This window comes from Alteromonas macleodii (assembly GCF_903772925.1).
Lineage (GTDB): Bacteria > Pseudomonadota > Gammaproteobacteria > Enterobacterales > Alteromonadaceae > Alteromonas > Alteromonas macleodii_A.
The window spans coordinates 3,210,605-3,235,225 of record NZ_LR812090.1 but is presented as its reverse complement, the minus strand read 5'-3'; the positions used below and the strand labels follow the sequence as shown (position 1 = coordinate 3,235,225).

Below are 24,621 nucleotides of genomic sequence, written 5' to 3'. Positions count from 1 at the left end.
TTTGCAGGCTCAGTCACTGAGCCTGCCAAATAATGTATCCCAGTGTTGCCTCACTTGCTCGCGTATAATATCTAACTCTTCACTTTGGTCAGCGTACTTGGTGTCTGCCAGAGTGAGGTGGTGATATTGCTCACGAAGCCGCAGGTACGCCTTTTGAAGTTTTTGTGCTGTTGGCGTATCAATAATGTTCGCGCTGGCTGCCACATCGAAAATTCTAAGGTTATCTGGGTACTCAGTCATTGCTTTCACAGTACAAGCGTGTGCTAATACAAGGTATTGCGCAATAAATTCAATGTCAGTAATACCGCCTTCACACTGTTTCAAATCTACTTTTTCATTATTTTTAACCAGTAAGTGTTCACGCATTTTTATCCGCATTTTGCAGACATCTTGTGACAGTGTTTGAAGGTCTCTAGATTGACTGAGAATTGAATGCCTTACCTGTGAAAAGTCGTTCAATAGTGATGTGTCGCCGCAGATAGCTCTTGCTCTCACCAGCGCCTGGTGTTCCCATGTCCAAGCTTCCTCAACTTGATATTTTTCGAAACCGTTTATGTGACAGCACAATAGCCCTGCGTTACCAGAAGGGCGCAAACGCAAGTCAGTTTCGTACAGCTGACCAAACAGTGTTTTAGTATTGAGGAGGTGCATAATGCGTTGGGCCAACTTAATATAAAACTGTTGTGCCTCAATCGATTTTTTACCGTCTGTACTACTTGAACGGGGCGCATTGTGTATAAAAACTAAATCTAAATCCGACCCATACCCCAGCTCATAACCGCCTAATTTACCGTAGCCAATAACGGCAAAGCCTTTATCATTACCCTCAAGGTGCAAAGGAACGCCGAAGCGCTGTCGCATTTGCATCCATGCTGCATTAACGACGTGCTCTAAGATAACCTCTGCTAGAACGGTGAGTTTATCGCTAACGTTATTAATGGGTAGGGATTCACTGATGTCGCTGGCAGCAATACGAAGCTGTTGGCAAAGTTTGAACTGTCTAAGTCCATCCATCAACATTTCCACGTCGTCTTGCTCTATACGGAGCATGGTCTCGCGTAGCTCGGTCTGATATTCCTGCTTGCTGGTTTTGATGTCAGTATTCTGCTGCCCTAAATAGAGTGGGGTGAGCAGTTCATCTAATAATAGTGGGAATCGTCTAATTTCCTGGGCTATCCAGTCGCTTCTTTCGCAAAGCCTTACCAACTGCTTAAGCACATCCGGGTTTTCAAGCAAAAGATCAAGATATGTTGTGCGACCTGTAATTGCTTCAATGACGCCTAATAATCGGCTCAACACCTGCGCTGTGTGATTGGGGTGCTGCTTAATTAATACGTATAAAATTTCTGGAAGAAGTTTATTAAGGGTATCTTCTCCTCTTTGACCTATGCGGTAGTTTCGTTGCTTGTCTTTAAAGGCGACGAGAATGGTGTAGATTTGACTACTTTCTTTACCGGAAAGATTGTCACTAAACGTTTCAGTAAACTCATCTTCTTGCAGTGAAAGGCGCCAGGCGTCTTGGCAAGCAATGAAAAGCTGGTCTTCATCTGAATGTGTGTCATGGCATTCTTCAACTAATTCGTTGAAATGACCGTGTATGCGACTCATCACTTCGTCTAAATGAGTCAAAAAGTCGCTATAATCAGCAAAACCCATAACATCAATCAGCGCATCTTGTTGCCACGGTTCGTCGGGCAATGTTTGAGTTTGACGGTCTTGGCTTTGTTGTAATGTATGTTCTACTTTTCTTAAGAACAAATAGTCTTGTTTAAGCTGCTTTGTTACTTCGCTTTCTACAATGTCTAATTCGCTCAAAACATCTAACGTGTGAAGTAAAGACTTACTTTGTAGCGCGGGTTCACGACCGCCATGGATAAGCTGAAAACTTTGGGCAAAAAACTCAACTTCTCGAATCCCGCCAGCACCCAGTTTAATATTGTTGCTCAAACGTCGCCTGCGAATTTCTGTAGCGATAAGCTTTTTCATATTGCGCAGCGCATCTAGCGTGGTGAAGTCTAAATAACGCCTATACGTAAACGGGTGAAGAATGCCTTTTAGCCACGAAGCATTATCTGAATTATCATCATTAATAACCCGTGCTTTAACCATGGCAAAGCGTTCCCAGTGCCTGCCTTGGTCCTGATAGTAGTCCTCAAGCGCAGCGAAATGCATTACAAGGGGACCGGAATCCCCAAACGGACGTAAGCGCATATCCACACGGTAGACTTGCCCATCATTAGTAACTTTGTTCAGCGCTTGAATAAGCTTTTGGGCTAGCTTGGTAAAAAACTGCTGATGTTCTAGCGCTTTTTTGCCTCCGCTAGTTTCTCCTTTTTCTGGGTAAGCGAATATCAAGTCAATGTCTGACGAAAAGTTGAGTTCTCGCCCACCAAGTTTGCCCATACCAAGAATGTACATGTGCATATCTTGGTTGTTGCTCTTCGGAGTGCCATAGCGTTGAGCTAAGTTTTGGTAAATCCAATGGTAGGCGCTAGTTATCAGCGCATCCGCTAATGCAGAAACTTGTGCAAGTGAGTCTTCAATATTCTGTTTGTTGAGCACATCTAAGAAGGTGATACGTGCCATTTCTTGATTGCGATATTCACGAAGCACTTTTAGTAATTCGTCTTCGCTCTTGAGTGCTTCAAGTTTTATCTTTAATTCAGTGCTGAAATGACTAATAGTTGAGTCAAAATCGGTAAAATTAGACAAAGGCTCGACGACTCTGGAAGTAAACTCAGGCTTTTGTATTAGTGTGTTAGCTAGGAAAGCGGAGCGAGCAAAAGCGTTTAAAAGTGCTTCACGGTGTTTTTCTGCTATGACTCGATCGGTTTCCGTCAAGGCAGGTGAATCTAGCAACTGCTGCCATAATTTTTCGGCTTGCTCTAGGTTTGTCATGCTATTTTCGTTGTCTATTGGCATAATGCTCGCGTCTTAAGAGATAACATTTATGTAAAATAATGAATACTCTCATTTTTATTAAAAGTATTCATAGCCTGTTGAGTTTTACCGTCTTGGACAGCGACGGTGACTTCTTCGGGCATTTATTGAAATAAATCTGAACAAGTTCGCTGTCATCCTTGTAACCATTTAGCAAGGATGGATGCTGCTGCCTCAATTGTTATTACTACAACAATACTGATTACAGAAGGGCACTCAGCAATGAACTTCGTATGTTCAAGGAGCAAAGATAACGTGGAAGCCTTATTAAAACTAGTACCTCTAACGCAGGAACTATTGATTTACCTTGCCATGGATGTGGCAATAGCGTTGGTGCTACTCATGATTATGAAATGGCTGACTGGCGCATTTAGAAATTACTCGGTAACTGAAGAACTTGGTGTTAAAGATAACTTTGCGTTTGGCATAAGCATTGCCGGGGGTATGTTGTCTTTATGTATTGTATTGAGTTCAGTAGTGGGACGTCATATAGGCGTAGGCTACCAAGAAGCGGCCATTGGCATGGTGACTTTTGGTTTTGTGGGGATCATGTTAGTGAAATTTGGGCGCTTTGCACACGATAAACTCGTACTTAACAAACTAGACACCCACACAATGATTGCCGAGCGTAGCGTTAGTGTGGCGCTTGTTGATGCTGCAAGCTTAGTAGCCAGTGCAATAGTGCTACGCAATATTATGATATGGGTTGATGGCAGCGACATGAATGCGCTGATTGCCATTGTAACGGGTTTTACCGTAGTCCTGACCATGCTACTAGTGATGACGCGGATTTTAGAGTTCAGATACGCACGGGATAACCAAAATGACTCGTTTCAAGGGGCGCTAGAAAAAGGGCAGTTAGCGCTCGCTATCGAACATAGTGGTAACCTGCTTGGTACAGCTATGATCGTTTCAGCAGCTAAGAACTTACTCATCTACAATCCATCAGGCTATGTGAGTAATGTAACGGGGTGGTTAATTGTGAGTGTAGGTTTGGCTATCGCACTTCATTTGCTGGTTCTAGTGAATAAAAAAATAATACTTTTTGGTATGAACTTCCGCCGAGAAGTGGACCATCAGCACAATGTAGGTGTAGCGGCGTTAGGTTTTACGTTAAGCATCGGTAACGCCATGATCATCAATGGAGTTTTGGGAGGCTAGTTCAGCAATTTGAGAGTTTTTTACAAACTAAGCATTCAAAATATTCCGCCTTTAGCGCTCTCATTGAACGATAGTTGGCGACAAATCTGTCGCCAATCACTTAGTCCTCAAACGCTGACTTAATACACGGCAAATCGTTGAGTTGCTTTTTTTGAATGATGCCGTTTTTTTGAGCGCGGTTCATTTGCTTAACCGCATATTCGAGTTTTGCTGCTTGCGCTTTGTCGGCAACTTCAAATACGGCTCTAAAAATTAATGGAGACTTACCTTTAAGCGCCTTTGCGCCCCCTTTTAGTATACCCCTATGCTGGGCAATACGACGTTTAGGGTCAGTAGTAATACCCGTGTAAATTTGCCCGAGCTTGTTCTCGACCATATAAAGATACCAAAGTGGATTTGCTTTTGGTTGGTGGGTATTGCCTGTCTTGGCTGTTATACTCTGTGCCAATGTACTCAATGTCTAAAAAGTTACTCTCAGCATGATATTACCAGATTTTAGTAAAGCAAAAGTGCTTATTGTTGGCGACCTTATGTTAGACCGTTATTGGAGCGGTGGTACAGGTCGTATATCGCCGGAAGCCCCCGTACCAGTAGTGAATGTTCAAAATTCCGAAGATAGAGCGGGTGGCGCAGCCAACGTTGCGGTAAATGTAGCAACGTTAGGCGCAAAGGTAACCCTGCTTGGCATGTGCGGTAAAGACGAAAACGCCAACATATTAAAAGAGCGATTAGAAACTCACGACATTCGCTGTGAGTTCTTTGAAGTGGATGGCTTTGATACCATTACAAAGCTTCGTGTAATGAGCAGAAATCAGCAGCTTCTACGCTTAGATTTTGAGAAGAGTTTTGAGGAGACAGACAAATCAGTATTGGAATTAGCTTTCGAAAAGGCGCTAGACAATGCTGACGTTGTTATTCTAAGCGACTACGCAAAAGGTTGTTTAAGCAACCCACAAGCATTAATAGAAAAAGCGCGCAGTAAGAACAGGCGTGTGATTGTTGATCCTAAAGGAAGTAATTTTGAAAAGTATGCGGGAGCGACTTTGATCACTCCTAATATGGATGAACTTCGCGGTATTGTCGGTGAATTAGATAGCGAACAGACATTGGTGGAAAAAGCACAGTCACTGAAAGCATCGTTGAATTTAAGTGCCCTTCTGGTAACGCGCTCGGAAGACGGGATGACATTGTTTGACGGTGACAATACCGAATTTCACTTGCCAGCAAAAGCTAAAGAGGTGTACGACGTAACTGGGGCAGGGGATACGGTTGTCTCAACACTCGCTGTTGCCATGGCCTGTAATTTGCCACTTCAAGCAGCCTGTGTACTTGCTAATTTAGCTGCAAGCGTAGTGGTTGGAAAACTGGGTACATCTACCGTGTCGAATACTGAACTTGCGCTGGCCTTGGGCGAGCAATCGGTGCATTTAGATGGCGGCGTGATGAATGAAGACCAGCTAGAAATTGCCCTTCAAGCAGCTAAAGCCCGCGGCGAACGTATCGTCATGACCAACGGCTGTTTTGATATATTGCACTCTGGTCATGTTGCTTACCTTGAAGAAGCTGCACAGCTTGGTGACCGCTTAATTGTTGCAGTGAACACTGATGCGTCTGTGGCCAAATTAAAAGGTCCAGGTCGCCCTGTGAATAATGTTAGCAGGCGTATGGCTGTACTAGCAGGCTTAAGCGCAGTCGATTGGGTGGTTCCCTTCGAAGAGGATACGCCTCAGCGAGTTATCGCCCGATTACTGCCTGATGTATTAGTAAAAGGCGGCGACTACAAGATTGAAGACATTGCAGGTGGCACTGACGTTTTAGAAAATGGCGGTGAGGTTAAAGTGTTAACGTTTGAAGATGGGGTATCGACTACAGGTATCATCGAACGCATTACTGAAAACAAACTGCGATAACCTAGTCGCTGACACGATAATACTTCGATAACGGCGCGTTGTTAGTTACCATGTAGATTACAAGCATAAGTAAAGCATAACGCGCTATTCTTAACCAACTTTAAGCCTTGGTTTTGAACACACATTTCTAATGGAATAACGGCAAATAGCATGTACGAAAGTTACTATGGACTTAACTCGAAACCGTTTCAGTTAACCCCAGACCCAGAATTTTTCTTCGCAAGTAAGTGGCATAAGCGCGCCATGTCTTATCTGCAATATGGCCTTTCTCAGGCAGAAGGGTTTATCGTTATAACCGGTGGAATTGGTACGGGTAAAACCACGGTTGCCAATAGCCTACTGGAAGAAATTGAAGATGATATTGCGGCAGCGCAAATAGTTACGCCAAAGCTGTCGCCAGACGAGCTAGTAAAAATGGTCGCGTCTAAATTTGATATTCCTACTGAGGGACGTTCAAAAGCGGATATTTTAAAAGCTCTTGAAATTTTCTTGTACGACTTGAACAAAGCAGGCCGACGTGCTCTGTTACTTGTAGATGAAGCACAAAACCTTCCGTTAGAAACCATCGAAGAGCTAAGAATGCTGAGCAACTTTCAGCTAAACGGCAAGCCGCTTATTCAAAGCTTTTTGCTTGGTCAAGAAGAGTTACAGCCTATCCTGCGTGCGCCGAATATGGAGCAGTTTAGGCAGCGTATTGTGGCGTCGTGCCATCTAGCACCACTTTCCTTAGAAGAGTGCAAAGAATATATCGAATACCGTTTGCACCATGCCGGATGGAATGGTTCAGCACTATTTAGCGACGAAGCGTTAGAACGCATTCATATGTTCTCTCGCGGCATACCTCGTAAAATTAACACCCTTATGGATAGGATAATGCTTTATGGCTTTCTTGAAGAGCTAGAGAGCTTTAACGCCGATGCGGTAAACGAGGTTATTGAAGAAGTAAAAGCTGAAATGTTCGAGCCGGATAAAACAGGCGCTGAAGTTACCGAACATATGGGATTTGCTGACCACCCCGAAAGTCAGACTATTATGACGCCGCAAGGCAATGTCGTTCGAGACACCAAGTATTACTTGGATATGCTTGCTGAGTTGGTTGATGCTTTGGACGACGCAATTTCACAGAAAGTGAAAATGACCCAGTACGTAGATAAGCTTATGAAGAAGAAGTTTAAGACCTACGTACGGCTTAAGAGTGATGATAAGAAAGAGTGATATTACAAGCGCCAGCCAAGGCGCTTGTTGTTATTGATACTTATATATAACAGATAATGAAATGCGTCGGTCTGAATAATTATTTCCGAAAAGGCCGACTCCGGTTGCAATGTCACCCGATTGATCAACGTATGTAAAATCGATTGCTGCAGTTAGGTATCTGCCAACCTCACGTTGAATAGCAATATTTCCCCGCCAATTATCAGTGCCCCCATCTAAGTCATCTTGATCTGAACGTTGTGTGATATTGGCATAAGTAATCTCTGTACTTATATTTGTATAGCTTCCAAGTTCGTAAACTAAGGTAGTACCAAGGGAATAGGTTCGGCGAAGCCGCTCTAAATCCAGGTAATCATCTTCTGCATAACGCGATGTGAGTGCAATCGTTAATCGTGAAAAATCGTACCCGGCTTGGAAGTTGGTGCTTTTTCGAACAATGATGTTGTCATCAAACTCAATTACCTGTGATGTTAATTGCACTAGTTGTTCACTAGCATCAGGTTCGTAGGTTAAGCTACTCGGCTGAAAGCAATCAGCAATTGATACAGTGGTAGCTGGGCAGACGAATACGCCTAGATTTTGAGGGTTAGCCAAAAGCCTAGACGTATTTGTAACATCCTCACTATAGCTTAATGTCGTGCGTAGGTATTTAGAATTATAGCTAGCGTCAAACGAAGCTGCCTCACCGTAAAATCGTCGTCCATATGAGCCAGATAAGTTAGTGCGAGGGCTTAGCGCCCACTTGAAGTCTAAACCAATAAAAGTTTCATCATCGTCTTCATCTAGGTCAGAATCACTGCTATTAGCTGTAACCGCTATATATCTATCTTCACTTTGACGGTAAAAAAGGCCCATTCCATAAGAATTGAATTTCCGGGTACTACTAGAAGTATCATCTCGGTCAGAAACCTGGTTAGCCTCATGTGCTGCAGTGAGTCTTATTCCAAAACTTTTTACTACAGCAATATCTATAAAACCGTCGCCGCTTCGCGTAATAAATTCGTCGCTGTTATTTTGCGCGCGGTCAGTATTGATGTACGCACCGTCAAGCTGCCACAAAACTCGTTGTATGCTGTCGCCGTTAGATATTCCGCCAAATAACTCAAACGTGTTGTTATCTAAAGCCTGACCGCTATTTAATGTGGAACGTTCAGATGCAACGTCAGCATAGGCAATACCGCCCTGAGCTTGTACCCAGTTGCCGCGATCAAAGTTGGCTAACGCCGAAATACGGTTTGAACGAGTCTTTGAAAGTGAATCGGAATTGTTAAGAAAGTCTGAAACTAAATAATTGTTTGCATTCGTATTTTGATAGCTCAGAGCCCCTTGCCCTTCAATTTGTAAAAAGCTATCGAATGGTTGCCATACTAAACTGTAAGAATATTCTTCAAAAGTATCTGTGCGACTGTTATCAACCTTATCTCGTTCTAAATGAGTAAGCGAACCTGACCAAAAACCTCTGAACGTTCTTGTATCTAGGCTAGCATTTATTGACGGAGTAACTTGTAAAGTGTCTAACGAGAGCTGCCCTTCAGCCTCAGATTCAACATCTTGAAAGATGTATTCAGCTTCCGCTTTTCCAGTTATTTTTATTTCTGCCAACGCGTTGAATGAGTACAAAAGGGAGGTGCCCATAAAAACTCCCCATAGCATCCCTTGTTGCCGCGTGGGTGTTCTAGTTCTCTCGCTCGGCATAATAATATCCATAATATCCACTTCCATCAGTATCGTGGTGTATTGATTTATTAACAACGAACCCGATGGCCATCTCGGGATTTAACCGTTCTACCGACATCTTGATATCATTGATCTTAGTTTTCCCTTCTTCAACTACCACGACTGCTTGGCCAGCGAAGTTTGCGAGAATAGCACTTTCGTTAATGCCGATGAGAGGCGGTGTGTCGAATATAACGATTCGATCGGGGTATCGATTAGCAAACTCGTCTACAGTTTCATGCATTTTTTGGCTTGCAAGCATTTCTGTGGACAAGTGATGTGACTTACCTGCAGGAATAATCTTAAGCTTATCAATATTTGTAGGATAAAGTACTTCAGAGATATCTTCTACGTCGCCTGACAAGTATTCCATAAGTCCTTTACGGCGCTCCAATCCCAATGTGTTTAGTACATTGGGCTTTAGTACATCAGCGTCGACCAACAAAACAGTTTTGTCTTGTTCAGCTGCTATACTGAGGGCTAGATTCGTTGCAGTGAAAGTCTTACCTTCAGAAGGACGGCTACTGGTCACCATAATAATATTCGGATTGTTTAAGGTTTTCGCCAAAGCGCCGAAAGCATTTGCGATAAGCTTACGCTTTATCTCGCGATATTCTTCGTTAATTTGTTTACGTTCACCTAATACCGATATATGGCCTTTATCGCTTAGCTCTTTCAACTTAAGAGTGAACGGAGAAAGTTCGGTCCTAGCGCCTGCCTTTGCCGAATTTCCACCATACTGAGAGCCCGTTGCGTTATCAGAGAGCTCTTTAGGTGTAATTGGCTCCTCGGGCTCCCCTGTATTTTGAACCTGATGACCTAACGACTCAGTCATGCTTTTCTTATTTGCCGCTTCTCTTTCAGCTTTCTGTCGCTGCAGAGCTTTTTCAATAGTGTTTTTCATTTAAAAGAACCTCTCTGCAATATTTATATTCATTATTTCAGCAGCAATAAGCACGCTGTAAATCATAACGATTGCACCCGAGGAAGCGAGAAAAACTAATAGCCTTCGGTTGTTGGTTTTATTTATCCGCTCAAATTCTAAGTGACTAACCGTTCCCCAAATGGGGTAGTCAGAAAGCCTGAGAAGTTGTTTAGGCCTGATAAGAACAGGGGTCAACTGGCTTATAATAAAGGCCAGTCCAATACCTGCCCCAAAACCAACGAATAGTACTGCCGTGTAAAGTATTATTCTGTGAGGTCCAGAGGGCTTATTGGCAACAAGTGGCGGCTCAATAATACGAAATTGAAGTTCTTCGGCAGATACTTCAGCTCTCCGAGATAAGTCCGCTGCCTCGCGCCGACCTAATAATTCTTCGTATTTTTTCTTTAAAATATCATAGTCACGATTAAGCGCTGAAGACTCAGCTTCAATTTGAGGTATGAGGTCGACCTTAGACTCTAATTCTGAAATTTTAGTCTTTAAATCGGACTCTTTGACATTTAATGCCGCTATTTCACTTTGAAGACGGCTCATTTCAAGGCGAATTTCTTGAGTTAACTCGTTCATCGGACCTTGAACGTCGCCCTCTGCAGCGGCTAAAAATGCGTCTACTTCTTTTTTCCTTGATGCTTCTAAACTTTCAAGTAACAGCTTAGTTTCTATGACATCTGGATGCTTATCAGTAAACCGTAATTTCAACCGATCCAAATCTTCTTCTAAGTTTTTGATGCGGTCATCATAGCGCGTTTTTAATACGCTATCCTCTTGATTAGTTACTCCTAAATTCGCAGACGCAGCTTGGCTTTTTATCTGCGACTTCAATGAGTCAACTTGTTTATTAGTCTGTCTGATTGAAAGTTTGGTGGCTTCTAATTCTGTATTGAGTGTTTGTAAGCGCGAATAATAGGTGCCTGACAGCGGTAGGATGTTGTTGTATTGTCTCTTGAAGTTTGCAAGACGCTGTTCTGATTCAGATAAGCGAGTCTCATACTCAGCAATTTGCTCCTCTAGAAAACGTCCCGCGGTGTCAGTGTCCCTTCGATTATTTCCTAAAGACCCTTCCACAAACAAATCAAGCGTTTCTTGAACGACTCGCTGAGCGGTAATCGCATTAGTGTGTTCATAGCTTATATTATAAATATTGTCGCGACCTGCAGATCTTAGTTGAATCTCATAAGCTAGTTGAGTTACTAGTTCTTCGAATTCATCGACAGTATCCGTTGTGATATCAAGATCACTTTCTCTAGCTATTGTTTCAACGTTAGAGCGGCTAAGAAGGGTTTTGGCCATCATCCGTACTTCAGAGTCTGGATCGCTTTGTATCGCGAGTCCCTTTAATAGGGGCTGTAGAACTGATCGAGTATCTACATACACTTGCGCTTTTGAAGTGTATTGGTCTGGAAGGTTAGCTACGAGTAGAAAACCCAACGGGCAAATAAGCCATGACGCTACTATAACATAGCGCTTTTTAACCCATACTCCTTTTACCAGATCTAAAAACTGGAGTAAGGTTTGTTGTAAATCCTGCATTAAATTGTTCCGTTAACTGCCTAGAACTAAAACCATGCTTCCGGGATAATAACTATATCGCCCGGTAAAATATCGACGTTTTTCGAAATGTCGCCACTGCGGATGAGGTCATCTATATCTAAGGCAAATGTTGTTTGCTTCCCATCTACTACACGAACCAGTTTTGCTCCGTTACCGTGCGCAAACTCGGTTAGACCTCCTACTGCTATCATAAGATCTAACAAAGTCATGTGCTCGGTATAGTTGACCGCGCTTGGATTAGTAGCTTCACCGATTACACGGACTTGTTCGCTGAGCGGGCCAGAAAAATTGTTAACACTAACGGTAACGCGAGGGCTATTTATATACGTAGACAGTTGCTCTTCAATCTCTCGCGCCAGCATAGAAGGTGTTTTACCTGCCACATCAATATCTTCAACTAATGATGTAGTTACTTTACCATCGGGGCGAACAACGAACTGTCCAGATACTTCAGGGTTCCTCCATACGAAGATCGTTAAGGTGTCACCTGGACCTATCAAGTATTGATACTGATCAACATCGGTAGTAAGAGATGCGCGGGTTGTAGCTTCAGGCAGCGTCGAGTTACTCGAGCATCCAATTAATACAGTGCCTAGTGCTACTGTTGCTACAAAACGAAACGACTTAAAGCGGTACATAAGAGATCATCCTACACTCATATGGTTAATTTTTAGCGTGCTTTTTTGTTTACCCTACGGGAATTGACACTATAATGCCAACAACAATTCTAGTCTATTAGAATAAATCCATTTATGATGGGGATTATAAAGTAGTTTTGGGAGGCCAGGGGTGGCAGTAAATAAGCGAAATCAAAATAAACGCTCCAACATTTTAGTTATAACGGAAGCATTACTAATCGCGTACATTGGGTATATTACGCACTTTATATTGACGCAAGTTGGATTATCTTCAGAAGTTCCTGTTGAAAAATTGTTGGTTAATACTGGGTTGTTAACAGTATCTATCCTGTTGTGCTCCCTGTCTGTCGGACTATATGAGGCAAAACTTCGTGAGACATTTAGAGGAATAATACGTCGAATCTTTGTCAGCGTCGGGCTAAGTTACTTCTTAGTTGAAGTTGTCAGTCGTGTTTTGTTTGACCACTTGCTGATGGATAGCTATTTCCTACCCGCTTCAGTGTGCGCGATCATTATAACACTCGTTGTATTCAGATATTTCACAAACCGTTTGGGATTACTCGGTCTTGGTAAAGTTAGGATCATAGTGCTAGGAGCGGGTGAACGTGCATCTATTATAGAAAAAAGAATGCGCCGTGACGTCGACCGTATTGGATTTGAATTGGTCGGTTTTATACCAATACCAGGCGATAATCGAGAAGACGGTATACACAAAGAAAAAATTATCCATGTCAAAGTTGATGAAAATTTTCAGCAGTTCATCGCGGACAACGACATCGAAGAAATAGTTATAGCATGCGACCAGCGGCGTGGTACTTTGCCCGTTGAAGTATTATTCGATTGCAGACTTCGAGGGATAGAGGTTACTGAGCTCCTTGACTTCATGGAACGTGAAACTGGGCAAATAGTAGTTAACCTTATGTATCCGAGCTGGGTGATTTACTCTAATGGCTTTAAGAGCCAAAACTACTTACGCGATGCCCTAGATTACACCGTAAATGCTATCTTAGCCTTTATAATCCTCTTTTTCGTATGGCCTATAATGCTAGCCACCGCTATTATTATTTATCTCGATGATGGGAGACGAACTGGTGTTTCGGTTCTCTACAAACAGGAACGAGTAGGTTTGAATGGACAGCTTTTTAAAATACTTAAATTTAGAAGTATGCGTCCTGACGCTGAAAAAGATGGCGCTAAGTGGGCGAGTAAAAACGACGACAGAGTTACGAGAATAGGTCACTTCATTCGTAAATATCGTGTGGATGAATTACCTCAACTGCTCAACGTTTTTAAAGGTGAAATGTCTTTTATAGGGCCGCGTCCAGAGCGCCCTCAATTCGTCGAACAGCTTGTCAGAGAAGTTCCTTATTACAACCAACGACACAATGTGAAGCCAGGCTTAGCAGGATGGGCTCAGCTTAACTACCCTTATGGTGCAAGCGTCGAAGATTCTATGGAGAAACTTAAATTCGACTTGTACTATGTAAAGCATCAAAGTTTACTTTTAGACATTCTTATTCTTATCAGGACGGTTGAAGTAGTTTTGTTTGGAAAGGGAAGGTAGCGGTAGTCGAGCTTGCAGGGAGAAGTCGCAATGGATTTGAAGGTTCACAAGTTTTTTTGGGTTTTATTGTCTATCACCGTGCTGTGGTGTTTAGCCAACTATCCAATAATGGTATCGCTGTGGGAATATAGTTTCGATGATGGGACGTACTCTCACGCTTATCTTGTTCCTTTTATCATCGTTTACCTCTTCTATATACTTGAACAAGAAAAACGAGTGATCTTCCGCGAGCGACTTAGCTTGCCTTGGCTTGCCCTTTTAGCGATATCAGGCATGGGACTAGTGCTTACTACTTGGTCACAGATAAGCTTGCTTTATTGGGCTGCATCGTTAGCGACTTTGATTTCACTTGCTTTTTGCATTTTTAGATTCAACGTTTCAACTTTATTTCCCTTTGCCTTTCTTGTTTTCATTTTTCCCTTTTGGGGAGCATTAGCAGTCCCGTTACAAAGCTTATCAGTCTATGTCGTTACCGCGCTAATGGGGTTAACCAATATTCCTGTTTATGTAGAGAACGAGTTTGTTACTATTCCGGCAGGAATCTTTGAAATAGCAGAAGGTTGTAGTGGATTAAGGTATGTGATCGTTTCTGCAGCAATCAGTAGCTTGTATGTTTTTTTGTATTTAAAAACGTTACGCTCTGCATTGATATTCACCTCTGTTGCTTTAGCTGGTGCGCTCGTAACGAATTGGCTAAGGATAGTTGCGCTTATTGTGATAGGCCATGAAACCGAAATGCAAAGTAGTTTGATGACGGATCATAATAACTTTGGTTGGTACATATACATTCCTGTCGCTATTTTCCAATTTTATATAGGTAGAAAACTTGAAGATAGGGAGGCTGAGTCTCTCGAATGCAATTCAGTTAATACAGATTCCAAATTATCGCACTTGAACGTTAAAGGTGGTCTTTCAGCTGTCTTTATTATGGTAGTCTTATCCTCTTCAAACGCAATGTGGAATGGGCAATTTGATAAGCAAAGCTCCTGTGACCCGCAGCAAATTTTCCTTATGCCTGAGATTTTCAATGCCGATTCGGTATGCGCTCAGCAAAGAGGCAGCGTTTATCAAGTAAAGTATTCCTACTATGGAACGTCTTTAGACCACAAAGCGTCATATTATTTGAACAGTCCAATCCCCGCAGGTTTTAAAGAACTGAGGTCTTCTGAAAACGGCGAATGGAACACAGTCACCGTTGGAAACAAAGACGGTAACATGTTTGCTATTGCCTATCGTTACGGAACCGATTTCGAGACTTACTTGTCACTAATTGAGTTAAAAAAAGCGCGCCTGAAAAACGCGCTTCGTGCCAATACGTCGTCAAATATTCAATGGAGACTCACACATTGTGAAAGTACGTGTGATCAATCGGATATTGAAAGAGTCGTACCGTGACTGTTTCACAGAATGTGTTAGTGATAACCAATTTAGAAGAACTTCATGCGGTCAAGAAAAGCTGGTTAAGCCTAGAAAAGAAAGCAAATGTCAAGAGTATCTTCAATAGTTATAATTGGGTCGAAACTTGGGCTAGACATTATGCAAATTACATTAAAAAGCTTTTTGTACTTACCTACTGGAAAAAAGGAGAGTTAACGAGCGTCTTACCGCTTTATATGAATATAAGTAATGAGCATGCAGCCTACTTCGTAAGTAGTTTCGAGCCAACGCATATCGAGACCTGTAGTGAAGCGCAAGATTTCCTATCTACTTCCGTAGAGGAAGTAATCCCTCATAGCATATTTATCGACTGCTTAAGGGAGCATAACGTTCATAGTGTAACGTTTAATAATATATCTCCACGTTCCTTTTTATGTCAGTGGTCACGTAAACTCTCTGGCTATCATACGATCAAACAAAATAGAGAGCGCTTTTATATTTCTTTACCAGAAGGAATAAAAAAGTTGGAAAAGAAAACGCGACGGTATCGCAATACCGCTTCTCGAGCAGGAGTGACCATTCACAGGGTTACAAATATTGATGAGTTCGAAGAAGTCTTTAACGCCTTGATTGAGCTAAACAGTAAGCGTTGGCTTGATAAGGCGAAACCCGCAATATTTGATGAAAGTGAGTTTTGTAACTTCCATCGTGAGCTTGCAAGGAAGAGTCTCGCAGCCAACCGATTATCGCTTTACTATACGAAATACGAAAATAAAATCTTCGCTGTGAACTATAGCTTTGTATCTAGCAATTCTATTGTTTTTTATCAGAGTGGAATTGATACATCTTTTAGGCCTAACGTATCCCCGGGAAATTTGCTTCATTATGCGCAAGCTTTTGACGCATTGCATAAAGGTATGGAGGTTTACGACTTCATGTCGTCGGCCCACAAGGAGGGATATAAGACTCAATTAACGTCAACATCTGAATCAGTATTCTCGTTCACCCTTCACACTAGTTTACTTAGTTACGCAATGACCGAATTAACAGAACGTTTAAAAATGATAAAAAAGTGGGTAGTAAATCGTGGTAGATAAACCCATACCAAAAAAAGCCTTTGGTCAGCAAGACGCGGAATCTCCTGCTACATTAGGTTTTTTCTTTCTTTGCCTTTATACAGCATTAGTATTGATTAGACCTCACGAATGGCCTGTTTTTAATATTCAGTTTCCCATTTTAAGAACGGTACTGATCACTACTTTTTTTATATATATAGTAGCGCTTAGACCTAAAGTATGGAATGCTCAATGCACGCTATTGGTCTTAATGTTTTTTGGCATGCTTATGTCTGAAGTTAGGGCATTCAGGTATTTTTCAGACCTATCTTTGGTCATAGATTGGATAAACTCCAATACTATTCCATTCATTCTTTATTTGGGTTTTTTAAGCACAATCACTCGTCAAAAAACAATATTGCTGATTGCAGTTGCGGCATGCATCGTAATGACGCAGCATGCTTATATCCAAATAAATGACCCTTATGGTCAAGGTTGGGCTGAGTCTGTGATCTATCGAAATGATGGGCCTACAGAAATGATGCAGGCCAGATACATTGGTATCTTTAACGATCCCAACGATATGGGCATGTTCTTAGTTATGAATATTCCTATAGTTGTTCTCTTCTTAACTAGTACAAGCAGTAAACTCTTGAAGCTGATTTGGCTGGCTACACTTGTGGTACTTTGCTTAGGTATCTACTGGACTGGTAGTCGGGGCTCATTAGTAGGCTTCATGGCAGTCTTGTTCTCATTTTTTTACTTAAGGTTTGGCAAAGTAAAATCACTTATTTTAGGTGGAATATCCGTCCCTGTACTGCTTATTGCAATGGGTTCGTTTCGGTCTATAAGTAAAGACGATGAAAGTTCGATGCAGCGTCTCACTGCATGGTACGAAGGTATCCAAATGTTGGGCCACAGGCCTTTATTCGGTTTTGGCAAAGAACGCTTTTTAGAATACCATCCAAAGGTGGCGCATAACTCTTTCGTGACCATAATGGCTGAACTTGGTGCCTTCGGATATGTACTATGGATGACTTTTCTTTTCTTGTGTTTCATGATGCTTTTGAAAGTCATAAAACTTAAAACAAAGTTAGAAGACCCTTGTGAAAATATTAAGCAAGAGATAACAATGGCTACTTATTTAGTTATATCTTTAGTGGGTTATTGCAGTACCGCGTTCTTCATTAGTAGAAGCTATATAATGTTTTTCTATATTTTCGCGGCCATGTCAGCTGCATGTTTTATAAGAAGTAGTCGCCTTGTAGGAAAAGAAACACTTTCCTTAACTGGCAAAGACGTTTCGAAGGTTATGGTATTAAGCGCGGTAAGCTTATTCATACTGTGCCAATTAATAATAATTCTACTTAAAATCTAATAAAAGGATTTCCAGGTGAGTTTAGTTGAAGTAAGTGTCATTGTTGCGGTCTACAACGGTGAAAAAACACTATCTAAAACCATAGAGAGTATCATCAATCAAACCTATACCAATTTTGAACTCATTCTGGTTGATGACGGCTCCTCTGATGGCTCTGCAGCATTAATTGAGCAGTATTTAGGTGATGAGCGAGTCAAATATTTTAAGAAAGAAAACGGTGGTGTCGCGTCGGCTAGGAACTTTGGTATTGATAAAGCTAAAGGGCGTTTTATTGGCTTTTGTGATCAAGATGACCAATGGCTCCCAGAAAAGTTGAAAAAACAGCTTCCTCTTTTTAATGATGACGACGTTGGCTTGGTCTACAGCTGGGTCAACGTTGATACTCATGGTGTATTGACAAAGACAATGCCAGAGTATTCGGGAGACTGTTTTGAAGCGCTGCTCAATGAGAATTTTATATCGTGCTGTTCTGCAATGGTTCGAAAAAGCTGTATTGAAAAAGTTGGTGGTTTGGAAGAAAGCCGAGATCTCCACGGCGTTGATGATAGACATCTATGGTTGAAGATTGCACGCATTGCTAAGATTGCGGTGGTGAAAGAACCTCTAGCTATCTATTTCATTCATGGAGAAAACTACTCGCTTAATGAAGCTAAAATGCTTGAAGCTGACCTTCTGTGTATTGATATGATTGAAAACACCGAAGGGTTAGACAGCCAGCAAAAAAAATTATGTGAGTTAGGTCGGTACAATATATATAAACACTACGCGCATAACTTTTTTTACCAGAACGATACAGCGAATGTTGCCAAATGCCTGTTCTGTGCATGGCGAATTAAGCCATGGCATGTAGAGTTGTTACTAACCAGCGCTGCGGCAATAATTACAGTGCCAGCGATGCTGAAAGAAATAAAGAAAATAAGAAAGCGAGCAGTATAAATATGCAAAGTAACGCGTTAATTGTCATCGGAATGCATAGAAGCGGTACTTCAGCGCTGTCCGGTTTACTCGATGAACTTGGTGTTTTTATGGGGAAATCGCTTTTCGCTGCGCAGAAAGGAGTTAACGAAAAGGGGTTTTTTGAGAATTCTGAGCTTGTAAAGCTCAATGACCTACTGCTCGATGCCCAACTGTCGTCTTGGGACGACCCTTTAATGACGACAGAAGCGGCGTGCACTGAAAATTTGTTAGGTGACTACCGCGACAGTGCGCAAAGAATGTTGAGCACAGATTACAGTAGTCAAGCTCTTTGGGGGATGAAGGATCCTAGGACTACACTGTTATTGCCGTTTTGGCGCCAAGTTTTCTCAAGCCTTCCAACTGTGAAAGTTAATTATGTACTTATGCTTCGTTCACCTTTTGAAGTCGCTGGCTCACTAAAAAAGAGAGATGAATTTTCATTAGAAAAGTCACTTATGCTCTGGCTCAATTATACGCTTCTCGGGTATTTTAACTCACAAAATGCGCCAAGGTTAATAGTGTCATACGATAACCTATTGTCTGCACCTGAAAAAGTCGCAAAGGGTATTGCAGGTCTTGTAGACCTAACAGTCGAAATTGATCGAGATAAGCTCGGCTTTGTAGATAAAAATTTAAGAAATCAAACAAGCCAAGTGGTGCCCGATACTTATTTATCGAAGCTCGCCAACGAGTTGTATATCAACCTGTCAAAAGAAAATATTGATCACCAAGCCATTATTGCACTGAAAGAGGAATACTTAGACTACCAGCAGGGGTTATCTGCGGTATTAAAAGAACACAGTATAAGTATCAAAAAAGACGAAGTTTTTTATCGTCACTTGTTCTTAGACGCCTATCACTCGTTTTGGTGGAAATGTAGCTGGCCAATTAAAAAACTTGAACATTTATTAAAAGGGAAGCGGTAATGGTGCATGTTGCGATAGGTGTTATTACCTGTAAAAGACCCGCTTGGCTTTCAAGACTTTTAGACAGTTTAATAATACAAGAAATCAACAGCGACGTTAAGGTAACGATATTCGTTGTTGATAACGCAATAGATGAAGAAACCAAGTCGGTAGTGCTCAATAAAGTGATATCAAACAGTCAAATTTCGTTGCACTACGACACCGAACCCCAAGCTGGCATTGTGTTTGCTCGAAATAAGTGCGTGGAATTGTTTCAAGAAGCAGACGCCGATTTTCTTTTATTTATTGATGATGACGAATGGACAAGAGATACTGACTGGATCCAACGTTTATTGGATGCAGCAGGTAAATACGGTACAGACATCGTTACAAGCCGAGTTATCTCTATTGGCGCTGATGATGTTCCTAACTGGGCTATAGAGCTCATTTACGGCGATAATCCGTATTCAGAAGGTGACCCTGTTAAAGCGTTTTATACAAATAATTTGTTACTTTCAAAAAATGCCATTGAAAAAACTATTCCCTGTTTTGATGCGCGGTTCGCCATGACTGGAGCGAGCGACTATCATTTTGCCCTTCGTTGTAACCATCTTGGACTGTCTTGTGTTTATACAGAAGCGCCAGTAATCGAAGAGTTCCCTAAAAGTCGAGCTAGCGTAAAGTGGTTTTGTCGCAGGGGGTTTCGCTCTGGGGTGGGTTATACCCGCTCTCATTTGTTCGAAGAGCAACCAGTAAAAGCTGTTATTCGCGTCTGTCTAATGTCGGGAGTGCGCGTGGCAAGAGGCATATTAAGTGTACTTACAGGCATATTTACAACTGACAAACGAAAGTTAGTAGATGGGCTTTTCCGCTTTTGTGCCGCTGCTGGGACCATTGCAGGTTTATTTGGCGTGAAGCACGAAGAGTACAAAGTTATACATGGAAAATAAAAGTAGCTTGCAACGCTTGCTTAACCCGGATGACAAAGAAGGAGTTTAGTTTTGATAAGGTTCAGAATCTATTGGGTAGGACTTGTTTTACTGTTTGCCACTTTACTTCCTTCGCAGTCATGGGCGTCTAGCAGCGCATGCTTAACAAAAGATATTTCGCTTTATCAATGGAGAGTAAGGCACAATCAAGCCTTGCCTGCCGAACTCTCGCTAGCGCCTGATCAAACGATTGAGCAATGTATACGTTTAACTGGTGTTGGAAAGTTCGCGCTCACACTCGAGCCAAAGGGCTATAAAGTATCGTTAAATGGTGCAAGCTTCGTCGAAAATGGCACGCTTAGCATCAATGACAATGACACTTTGCTTATACAAGCACGGTCACCTTCAAAAAAAGGTATGCATCAAACTATACGTTTGCTTTTTAAGGAAACAAACCCTGATGCGCGAAGAAATACCTTCATTGTACCGTGGCAAATACAAACGCGAAATGACAGTTTAGTACCTACACAATGGTTAGTAGGTAGTGATAAACGTTACAAACAGGTTGCTGACGTTCTACCAAAAGTAAAAGGTGGCGACACAATTATCTTGAATGCAAATGAAACATTTGAACCATTTGAGATTAAAAACATTTCTGGTTCAAGAAACAAACCTATCACGTTAACTTCAAATACAAAAAACGCTTCTGAACGGCCGATAATAACTGGGGCTTTTGACAAGTTCGGTTGGACCGTTGCGGTAAGAGCCTCGCATTTTTGGTCTTTCAGCAATATAAAAATAGCTGATGGAAAGGTTTGTTTTCGCAACGAGGCCCATGGTACAAAACTAGAAAATGTACTCATACGCGATTGTCACATTGGAGTTATGGGAACGGATCGGAACTCAGGTTCATTAACTATTACGCATAGCGAAATTTTTAATAGTGGCGGCAAACCACCAGGACAGAAGTGGGGGCACGCTATCTATGTTGCTAGTGATCAACATGCGTTTCCTGGTTCAACGTTTACACTTGTGAATAGTTACTTGCACGACAATAAAGGTAATAACGTAAAATCTCGATTCGAACGTTCGCTTATAAAACGTAACTGGATTGAAGGCGGCGAGGATTCCCAGGCGCGATACCTTATTGAATTGATAGGGTTTGATGGAGCCTATGATTTTAATGGTCAAAGCCATCAAGTTGTTGAAAACTACCTTATCCACAAATCAACCTCGTTGGGGTCAAGAGTTGGCGGCGACGGGAATAGCCCTTCAAGAGGAACAATGTCATTTAGCGACAATGTTTTTATTATTGAAAGCGGATTTACTCATTCAATCGTTAGAACCTTTCAAGGCTTAGAAGCCGTTTCTTTGACTGGCAATTCTGTAGTGTATTCAAGTGAATTAACTAACAACATACTGTTAGATGACGAAGTAGAAGATGACGGCTGGGTAGGGGGAACGCCTACGATTGAGATAAGTAATAACGTGCTCAATGAAAATATCACTCTTGTGAGAACACCCTTGGGTGTTTTTCACAAGAGTCGCGGTGATGTATCCATTAACAGTAACTTGATTTTTGACCCTCTAGTATTAAAACACGGCTTTATAGAACAAAATAGGCCTCTTTCAGGAAAATACATAGGTGCTATTAACTTGCATTAAATGATAAGCATCTACTAGATATTTACTCAATTGCAATTTCAATAGAGTAAAATTCTTAATACAAATAATGCGTTACTAAAAAGAAAAATAATGAAAGAAATAGTTTTAAATTCGCTTAAGTGGGTTGCACTGGGAAAGATAGTAGGCCAATCGATTCGTTGGATTACAACAATTTTTACACTGCGGTTCCTATTCCCGGAAGACTACGCTGTAATGGCGCTATCAAGCTTCTTTTTAGCATTACTTTGGGCTTTCAGTAATGGTGGTATCGCCTCTGCTCTTATACGAACAAAAAAAATCAATGATAAGTTGGTAGGTGAGTTTTTCACGCTTTCAATCATCGCTCACTCGCTTTTTTTTCTGCTGTTGCAAGCTATAGCAGAACCGCTTGCGCAAATATATAGCGACCCTCGTTTGGCCGACGTAATCAGGGTCACGTCATGCACGTTTTTAATCTCTCTTATCGGTTTTGTGCCCAGCACTATTTTAAATAGAGACATGCAGTTCAAAAAGCTCGCTATTGTTGATGCTCTATCCGAATCTGTTGGCGCGTTGATTACGGTATTTTTAGCTTGGAAAGGCTGGGGCTATTGGTCGCTTGTCATTGGGGTTTTGGTGTCGGAATTTGTTAAGCAAACTGGCTATGCCCTGCGTAACCCAAAATGGATTTGGCCTTCAAGATTCACGCAGAGAATTAAAGAAATAGTAAGTTTTGCGTGGAAATCAGCCACTCAAGCGGCTATTGGATATACTGTTTTTAATATTGATGTGGCGATAGCAGGTCTTTTTCTCACCACTGCTGAATTAGGTTTCTATCAGTTTGCTGTTGTTCTTGCCATGATGCCGGCAGCAAAGGTGTTACCGATGTTGCGCCAGGTCGCACTACCTGTCTACTCAAAAATACAAAACGATCCAGGGTCGCAAGAACACTATTTTCTAAAAACCCAGCGTATTAGTGCGCTTATTTTCGTCCCTGTATTTTGGGGAATAGGAGCGGTTGCCTCAACGCTTGTTCCCCTAGCATTCGGTGATAAGTGGGAGCCCGCAGCTATTCTGATCGCGGTTTACTGCATTACAATGCCACTAAAATGCTTAGAGCAACTATTCGGGCCTCTGCTCAAGGCGATAAATCGCGTAGACGTCGTTCTAAGCAACACACTAATCTACGGTGCGGTTTTAATACCTTCCTTTTTTATCGGTGCACAATATGGAGCGTTAGGTCTAGCATCGTCTTGGTGTATAGCATTTTTAGTAGCCTTCGCAATTGCAACGAAAAGAGCTTGTAAAGCGATTAACATTAGCTTCAAAAACTATTTAATCGAAATATCTATCCCTCATCTAGTTGGTGCACTAATGGCATCATGTTGTTTTGCTATTGGCATTGTCCTTAATGAGCAAGATGCGCTCGCGGTATTGACCTTGCAGGTCGCTATTGGCGCAGTTATTTATATTGGGTTACTTCAATTAATTTCAAAGAAATATATTCACGAAGTAGTAAGCCTTGTTAAGAAAAAGCAAACATAAACTAGTGATTAAAATGGTCATTGAGGCGTTGATACCATTACAAATTAAATAACTTGTAAACAGGCTGGTGGTAGGAATGGGGTATTAATACTTTTTAAGAAGTACATTCTTTTTTATCGTCAGCCGTTTTTGTTTAAATAAAAACTTCAAATCAGAGTAAGCTATGAAAGTTGGTGTATACCGTCCGTCGGACCTTCCCGAAAGTTTTAATGTTTGTATCGATAATATCGTTAAGTACGCTAGCCATTTAGATGTGGACTTCGTACAAACAACTGATGAGGCCACGTTGGCTTCTTGCGACGTATTGTGGGATCCCAGAGCCGGCGGTGGCCACGCTCCTGTCGAATCTCTCTATCAATTAGACGTACCTCTTGTTGTTACGCTCCACGGGATAGGTCCGCTGATTTTCCCTTCACACTATTCAGTAGGATTTCGACATAGACTCCAAGTTTTAAAAGATAATCGAAAGAAAAAGAATGATTGGAAAAAAGCCCATGGGAAATACAGTAAAATTGTTACGGTTTCTAATTTTTCAAAAAGAGTGATCAATGAGTATTTGGGCGTAGACGCAGATGACATTCAAGTTGTATACAATGGTGTCGATACAACGGTTTTTAACGGCGCACGTCCAGAGCAAGATAACCAGCCTTATTTTTTACATGTATCTAATGATGAATCTAGAAAGAATGTTGACAGGATTATCAAAGCTTACTCGCTTATCAAAGAGCCGAACAAATGGCCATTAGTTCTCAAACTTTCTAGCGACAGAAAATGTAATGTTGATAAGGTCAAGTTAATAAGCCAACGCTTATCCAACGAACAGTTATCTGACTTGTATCAAAAAGCAGGGGCATTTTTATTTCCTTCTATCTATGAAGGTTTTGGTATTCCCATTATTGAAGCAATGGCTTCACAATGCCCGGTCATCACATCTGCCAACACTGCGTGTGAAGAAGTAGCGGGTGAACATGGTATCTTAGTGAACGCAACTAGTGTTCATTCTATAAAGCAAGCAATGATTGAGGCAATGGAAAGGCCTATGGGAACTGAGGCGCTTTTTGCAGCTCAGGAGCACGCAAAGTCATTCGGATGGGAAAAAGCGTCAGAAGCTTATTTTGAAATTTTTAATGAGGCCATGACGAAGCAAAACCTCAGAACCCTTGAGAACAGGAGCTAGTCTAATGTAGGTCGAA

The 24,621-nt window shown here is 41.6% G+C and carries 19 protein-coding genes; 13 read left to right on the top strand and 6 right to left on the bottom strand.

Annotation, left to right across the window (positions count from 1 at the left end):
* Positions 1-9: 9 nt before the first annotated feature.
* Positions 10-2,922 carry a bifunctional [glutamate--ammonia ligase]-adenylyl-L-tyrosine phosphorylase/[glutamate--ammonia-ligase] adenylyltransferase gene (gene glnE, locus PCAR9_RS13975; protein ID WP_179984120.1) on the bottom strand — a complete coding sequence of 971 codons (2,913 nt, stop codon included), beginning with the start codon at positions 2,920-2,922 and terminating at the stop codon, positions 10-12.
* A 273-nt stretch (positions 2,923-3,195) separates the two neighbouring features.
* Between glnE and PCAR9_RS13970 the strand changes: the two genes are divergently transcribed.
* The gene (locus PCAR9_RS13970) at positions 3,196-4,101 is read left to right on the top strand and encodes a DUF350 domain-containing protein (RefSeq protein WP_179984119.1); all 906 of its coding nucleotides are present in this window, start codon (positions 3,196-3,198) and stop codon (positions 4,099-4,101) included.
* 100 nt (positions 4,102-4,201) lie between these two features.
* Here the strand turns inward: PCAR9_RS13970 and PCAR9_RS13965 are convergent, their stop codons facing one another.
* Complete coding sequence (locus tag PCAR9_RS13965; protein ID WP_179984118.1) at positions 4,202-4,549, bottom strand: GIY-YIG nuclease family protein; 348 nt, start codon at positions 4,547-4,549, stop codon at positions 4,202-4,204.
* A gap of 31 nt (positions 4,550-4,580) precedes the next feature.
* Between PCAR9_RS13965 and hldE the strand changes: the two genes are divergently transcribed.
* Positions 4,581-6,011, top strand: coding sequence for a bifunctional D-glycero-beta-D-manno-heptose-7-phosphate kinase/D-glycero-beta-D-manno-heptose 1-phosphate adenylyltransferase HldE (gene hldE, locus PCAR9_RS13960; RefSeq protein WP_179984117.1), 1,431 nt, complete (start codon positions 4,581-4,583; stop codon positions 6,009-6,011).
* Between the two features lie 150 nt (positions 6,012-6,161).
* A complete protein-coding gene (locus tag PCAR9_RS13955) occupies positions 6,162-7,226 on the top strand; it encodes an XrtA/PEP-CTERM system-associated ATPase (RefSeq protein WP_179984116.1) in 1,065 nt (354 codons plus the stop codon).
* Positions 7,227-7,256: 30 nt separating this feature from the next.
* On the opposite strand, the gene PCAR9_RS13950 is transcribed toward PCAR9_RS13955, so the two are convergent.
* From PCAR9_RS13950 to PCAR9_RS13935, 4 genes are read right to left on the bottom strand one after another with little or no spacing between them, the layout of a single operon-like run.
* The gene (locus PCAR9_RS13950; protein ID WP_232091209.1) at positions 7,257-8,861 is read right to left on the bottom strand and encodes a TIGR03016 family PEP-CTERM system-associated outer membrane protein; all 1,605 of its coding nucleotides are present in this window, start codon (positions 8,859-8,861) and stop codon (positions 7,257-7,259) included.
* A 40-nt stretch (positions 8,862-8,901) separates the two neighbouring features.
* On the bottom strand, positions 8,902-9,846 hold the full coding sequence (locus PCAR9_RS13945; RefSeq protein WP_179984114.1) for an XrtA-associated tyrosine autokinase: 945 nt from the start codon (positions 9,844-9,846) through the stop codon (positions 8,902-8,904).
* On the bottom strand, positions 9,847-11,415 hold the full coding sequence (locus tag PCAR9_RS13940) for an XrtA system polysaccharide chain length determinant (RefSeq protein WP_179984113.1): 1,569 nt from the start codon (positions 11,413-11,415) through the stop codon (positions 9,847-9,849).
* Between the two features lie 26 nt (positions 11,416-11,441).
* Positions 11,442-12,074, bottom strand: a complete 633-nt coding sequence (locus PCAR9_RS13935) for an XrtA/PEP-CTERM system exopolysaccharide export protein (protein WP_179984112.1) — start codon at positions 12,072-12,074, stop codon at positions 11,442-11,444.
* 151 nt (positions 12,075-12,225) lie between these two features.
* Here PCAR9_RS13935 and PCAR9_RS13930 point away from each other — a divergent pair, with 151 nt between their 5' ends.
* The 10 genes from PCAR9_RS13930 to PCAR9_RS13885 all read left to right on the top strand — a co-directional run bounded on the left by PCAR9_RS13930 (position 12,226) and on the right by PCAR9_RS13885 (position 24,605).
* Positions 12,226-13,638, top strand: a complete 1,413-nt coding sequence (locus tag PCAR9_RS13930) for a TIGR03013 family XrtA/PEP-CTERM system glycosyltransferase (RefSeq protein ID WP_179984111.1) — start codon at positions 12,226-12,228, stop codon at positions 13,636-13,638.
* Positions 13,639-13,668: 30 nt separating this feature from the next.
* Positions 13,669-15,033, top strand: a complete 1,365-nt coding sequence (gene xrt / locus PCAR9_RS13925) for an exosortase (protein WP_179984110.1) — start codon at positions 13,669-13,671, stop codon at positions 15,031-15,033.
* Between the two features lie 20 nt (positions 15,034-15,053).
* Positions 15,054-16,112: a GNAT family N-acetyltransferase gene (locus tag PCAR9_RS13920; protein WP_179984109.1), complete on the top strand. Its 1,059-nt coding sequence runs from the start codon at positions 15,054-15,056 to the stop codon at positions 16,110-16,112.
* A complete protein-coding gene (locus tag PCAR9_RS13915; RefSeq protein WP_179984108.1) occupies positions 16,102-17,448 on the top strand; it encodes an O-antigen ligase family protein in 1,347 nt (448 codons plus the stop codon). The genes PCAR9_RS13920 and PCAR9_RS13915 overlap by 11 nt, the downstream gene beginning before the upstream one ends.
* Before the next feature lie 15 nt (positions 17,449-17,463).
* Positions 17,464-18,384, top strand: a complete 921-nt coding sequence (locus PCAR9_RS13910) for a glycosyltransferase family 2 protein (protein ID WP_179984107.1) — start codon at positions 17,464-17,466, stop codon at positions 18,382-18,384.
* A complete protein-coding gene (locus tag PCAR9_RS13905; protein ID WP_179984106.1) occupies positions 18,288-19,331 on the top strand; it encodes a sulfotransferase family protein in 1,044 nt (347 codons plus the stop codon). Before PCAR9_RS13910 ends, PCAR9_RS13905 begins: the two co-directional genes overlap by 97 nt.
* A complete protein-coding gene (locus PCAR9_RS13900; RefSeq protein ID WP_179984105.1) occupies positions 19,331-20,260 on the top strand; it encodes a glycosyltransferase family 2 protein in 930 nt (309 codons plus the stop codon). The genes PCAR9_RS13905 and PCAR9_RS13900 overlap by 1 nt, the downstream gene beginning before the upstream one ends.
* A 51-nt stretch (positions 20,261-20,311) precedes the next feature.
* Positions 20,312-21,904: a hypothetical protein gene (locus PCAR9_RS13895; protein ID WP_179984104.1), complete on the top strand. Its 1,593-nt coding sequence runs from the start codon at positions 20,312-20,314 to the stop codon at positions 21,902-21,904.
* Positions 21,905-21,994: 90 nt separating this feature from the next.
* Entirely contained in the window at positions 21,995-23,428 is a 1,434-nt protein-coding gene (locus PCAR9_RS13890; RefSeq protein ID WP_179984103.1) for a lipopolysaccharide biosynthesis protein, read from the top strand.
* 163 nt (positions 23,429-23,591) lie between these two features.
* Positions 23,592-24,605 carry a glycosyltransferase family 4 protein gene (locus PCAR9_RS13885; protein WP_179984102.1) on the top strand — a complete coding sequence of 338 codons (1,014 nt, stop codon included), beginning with the start codon at positions 23,592-23,594 and terminating at the stop codon, positions 24,603-24,605.
* Positions 24,606-24,621 lie beyond the last annotated feature (16 nt).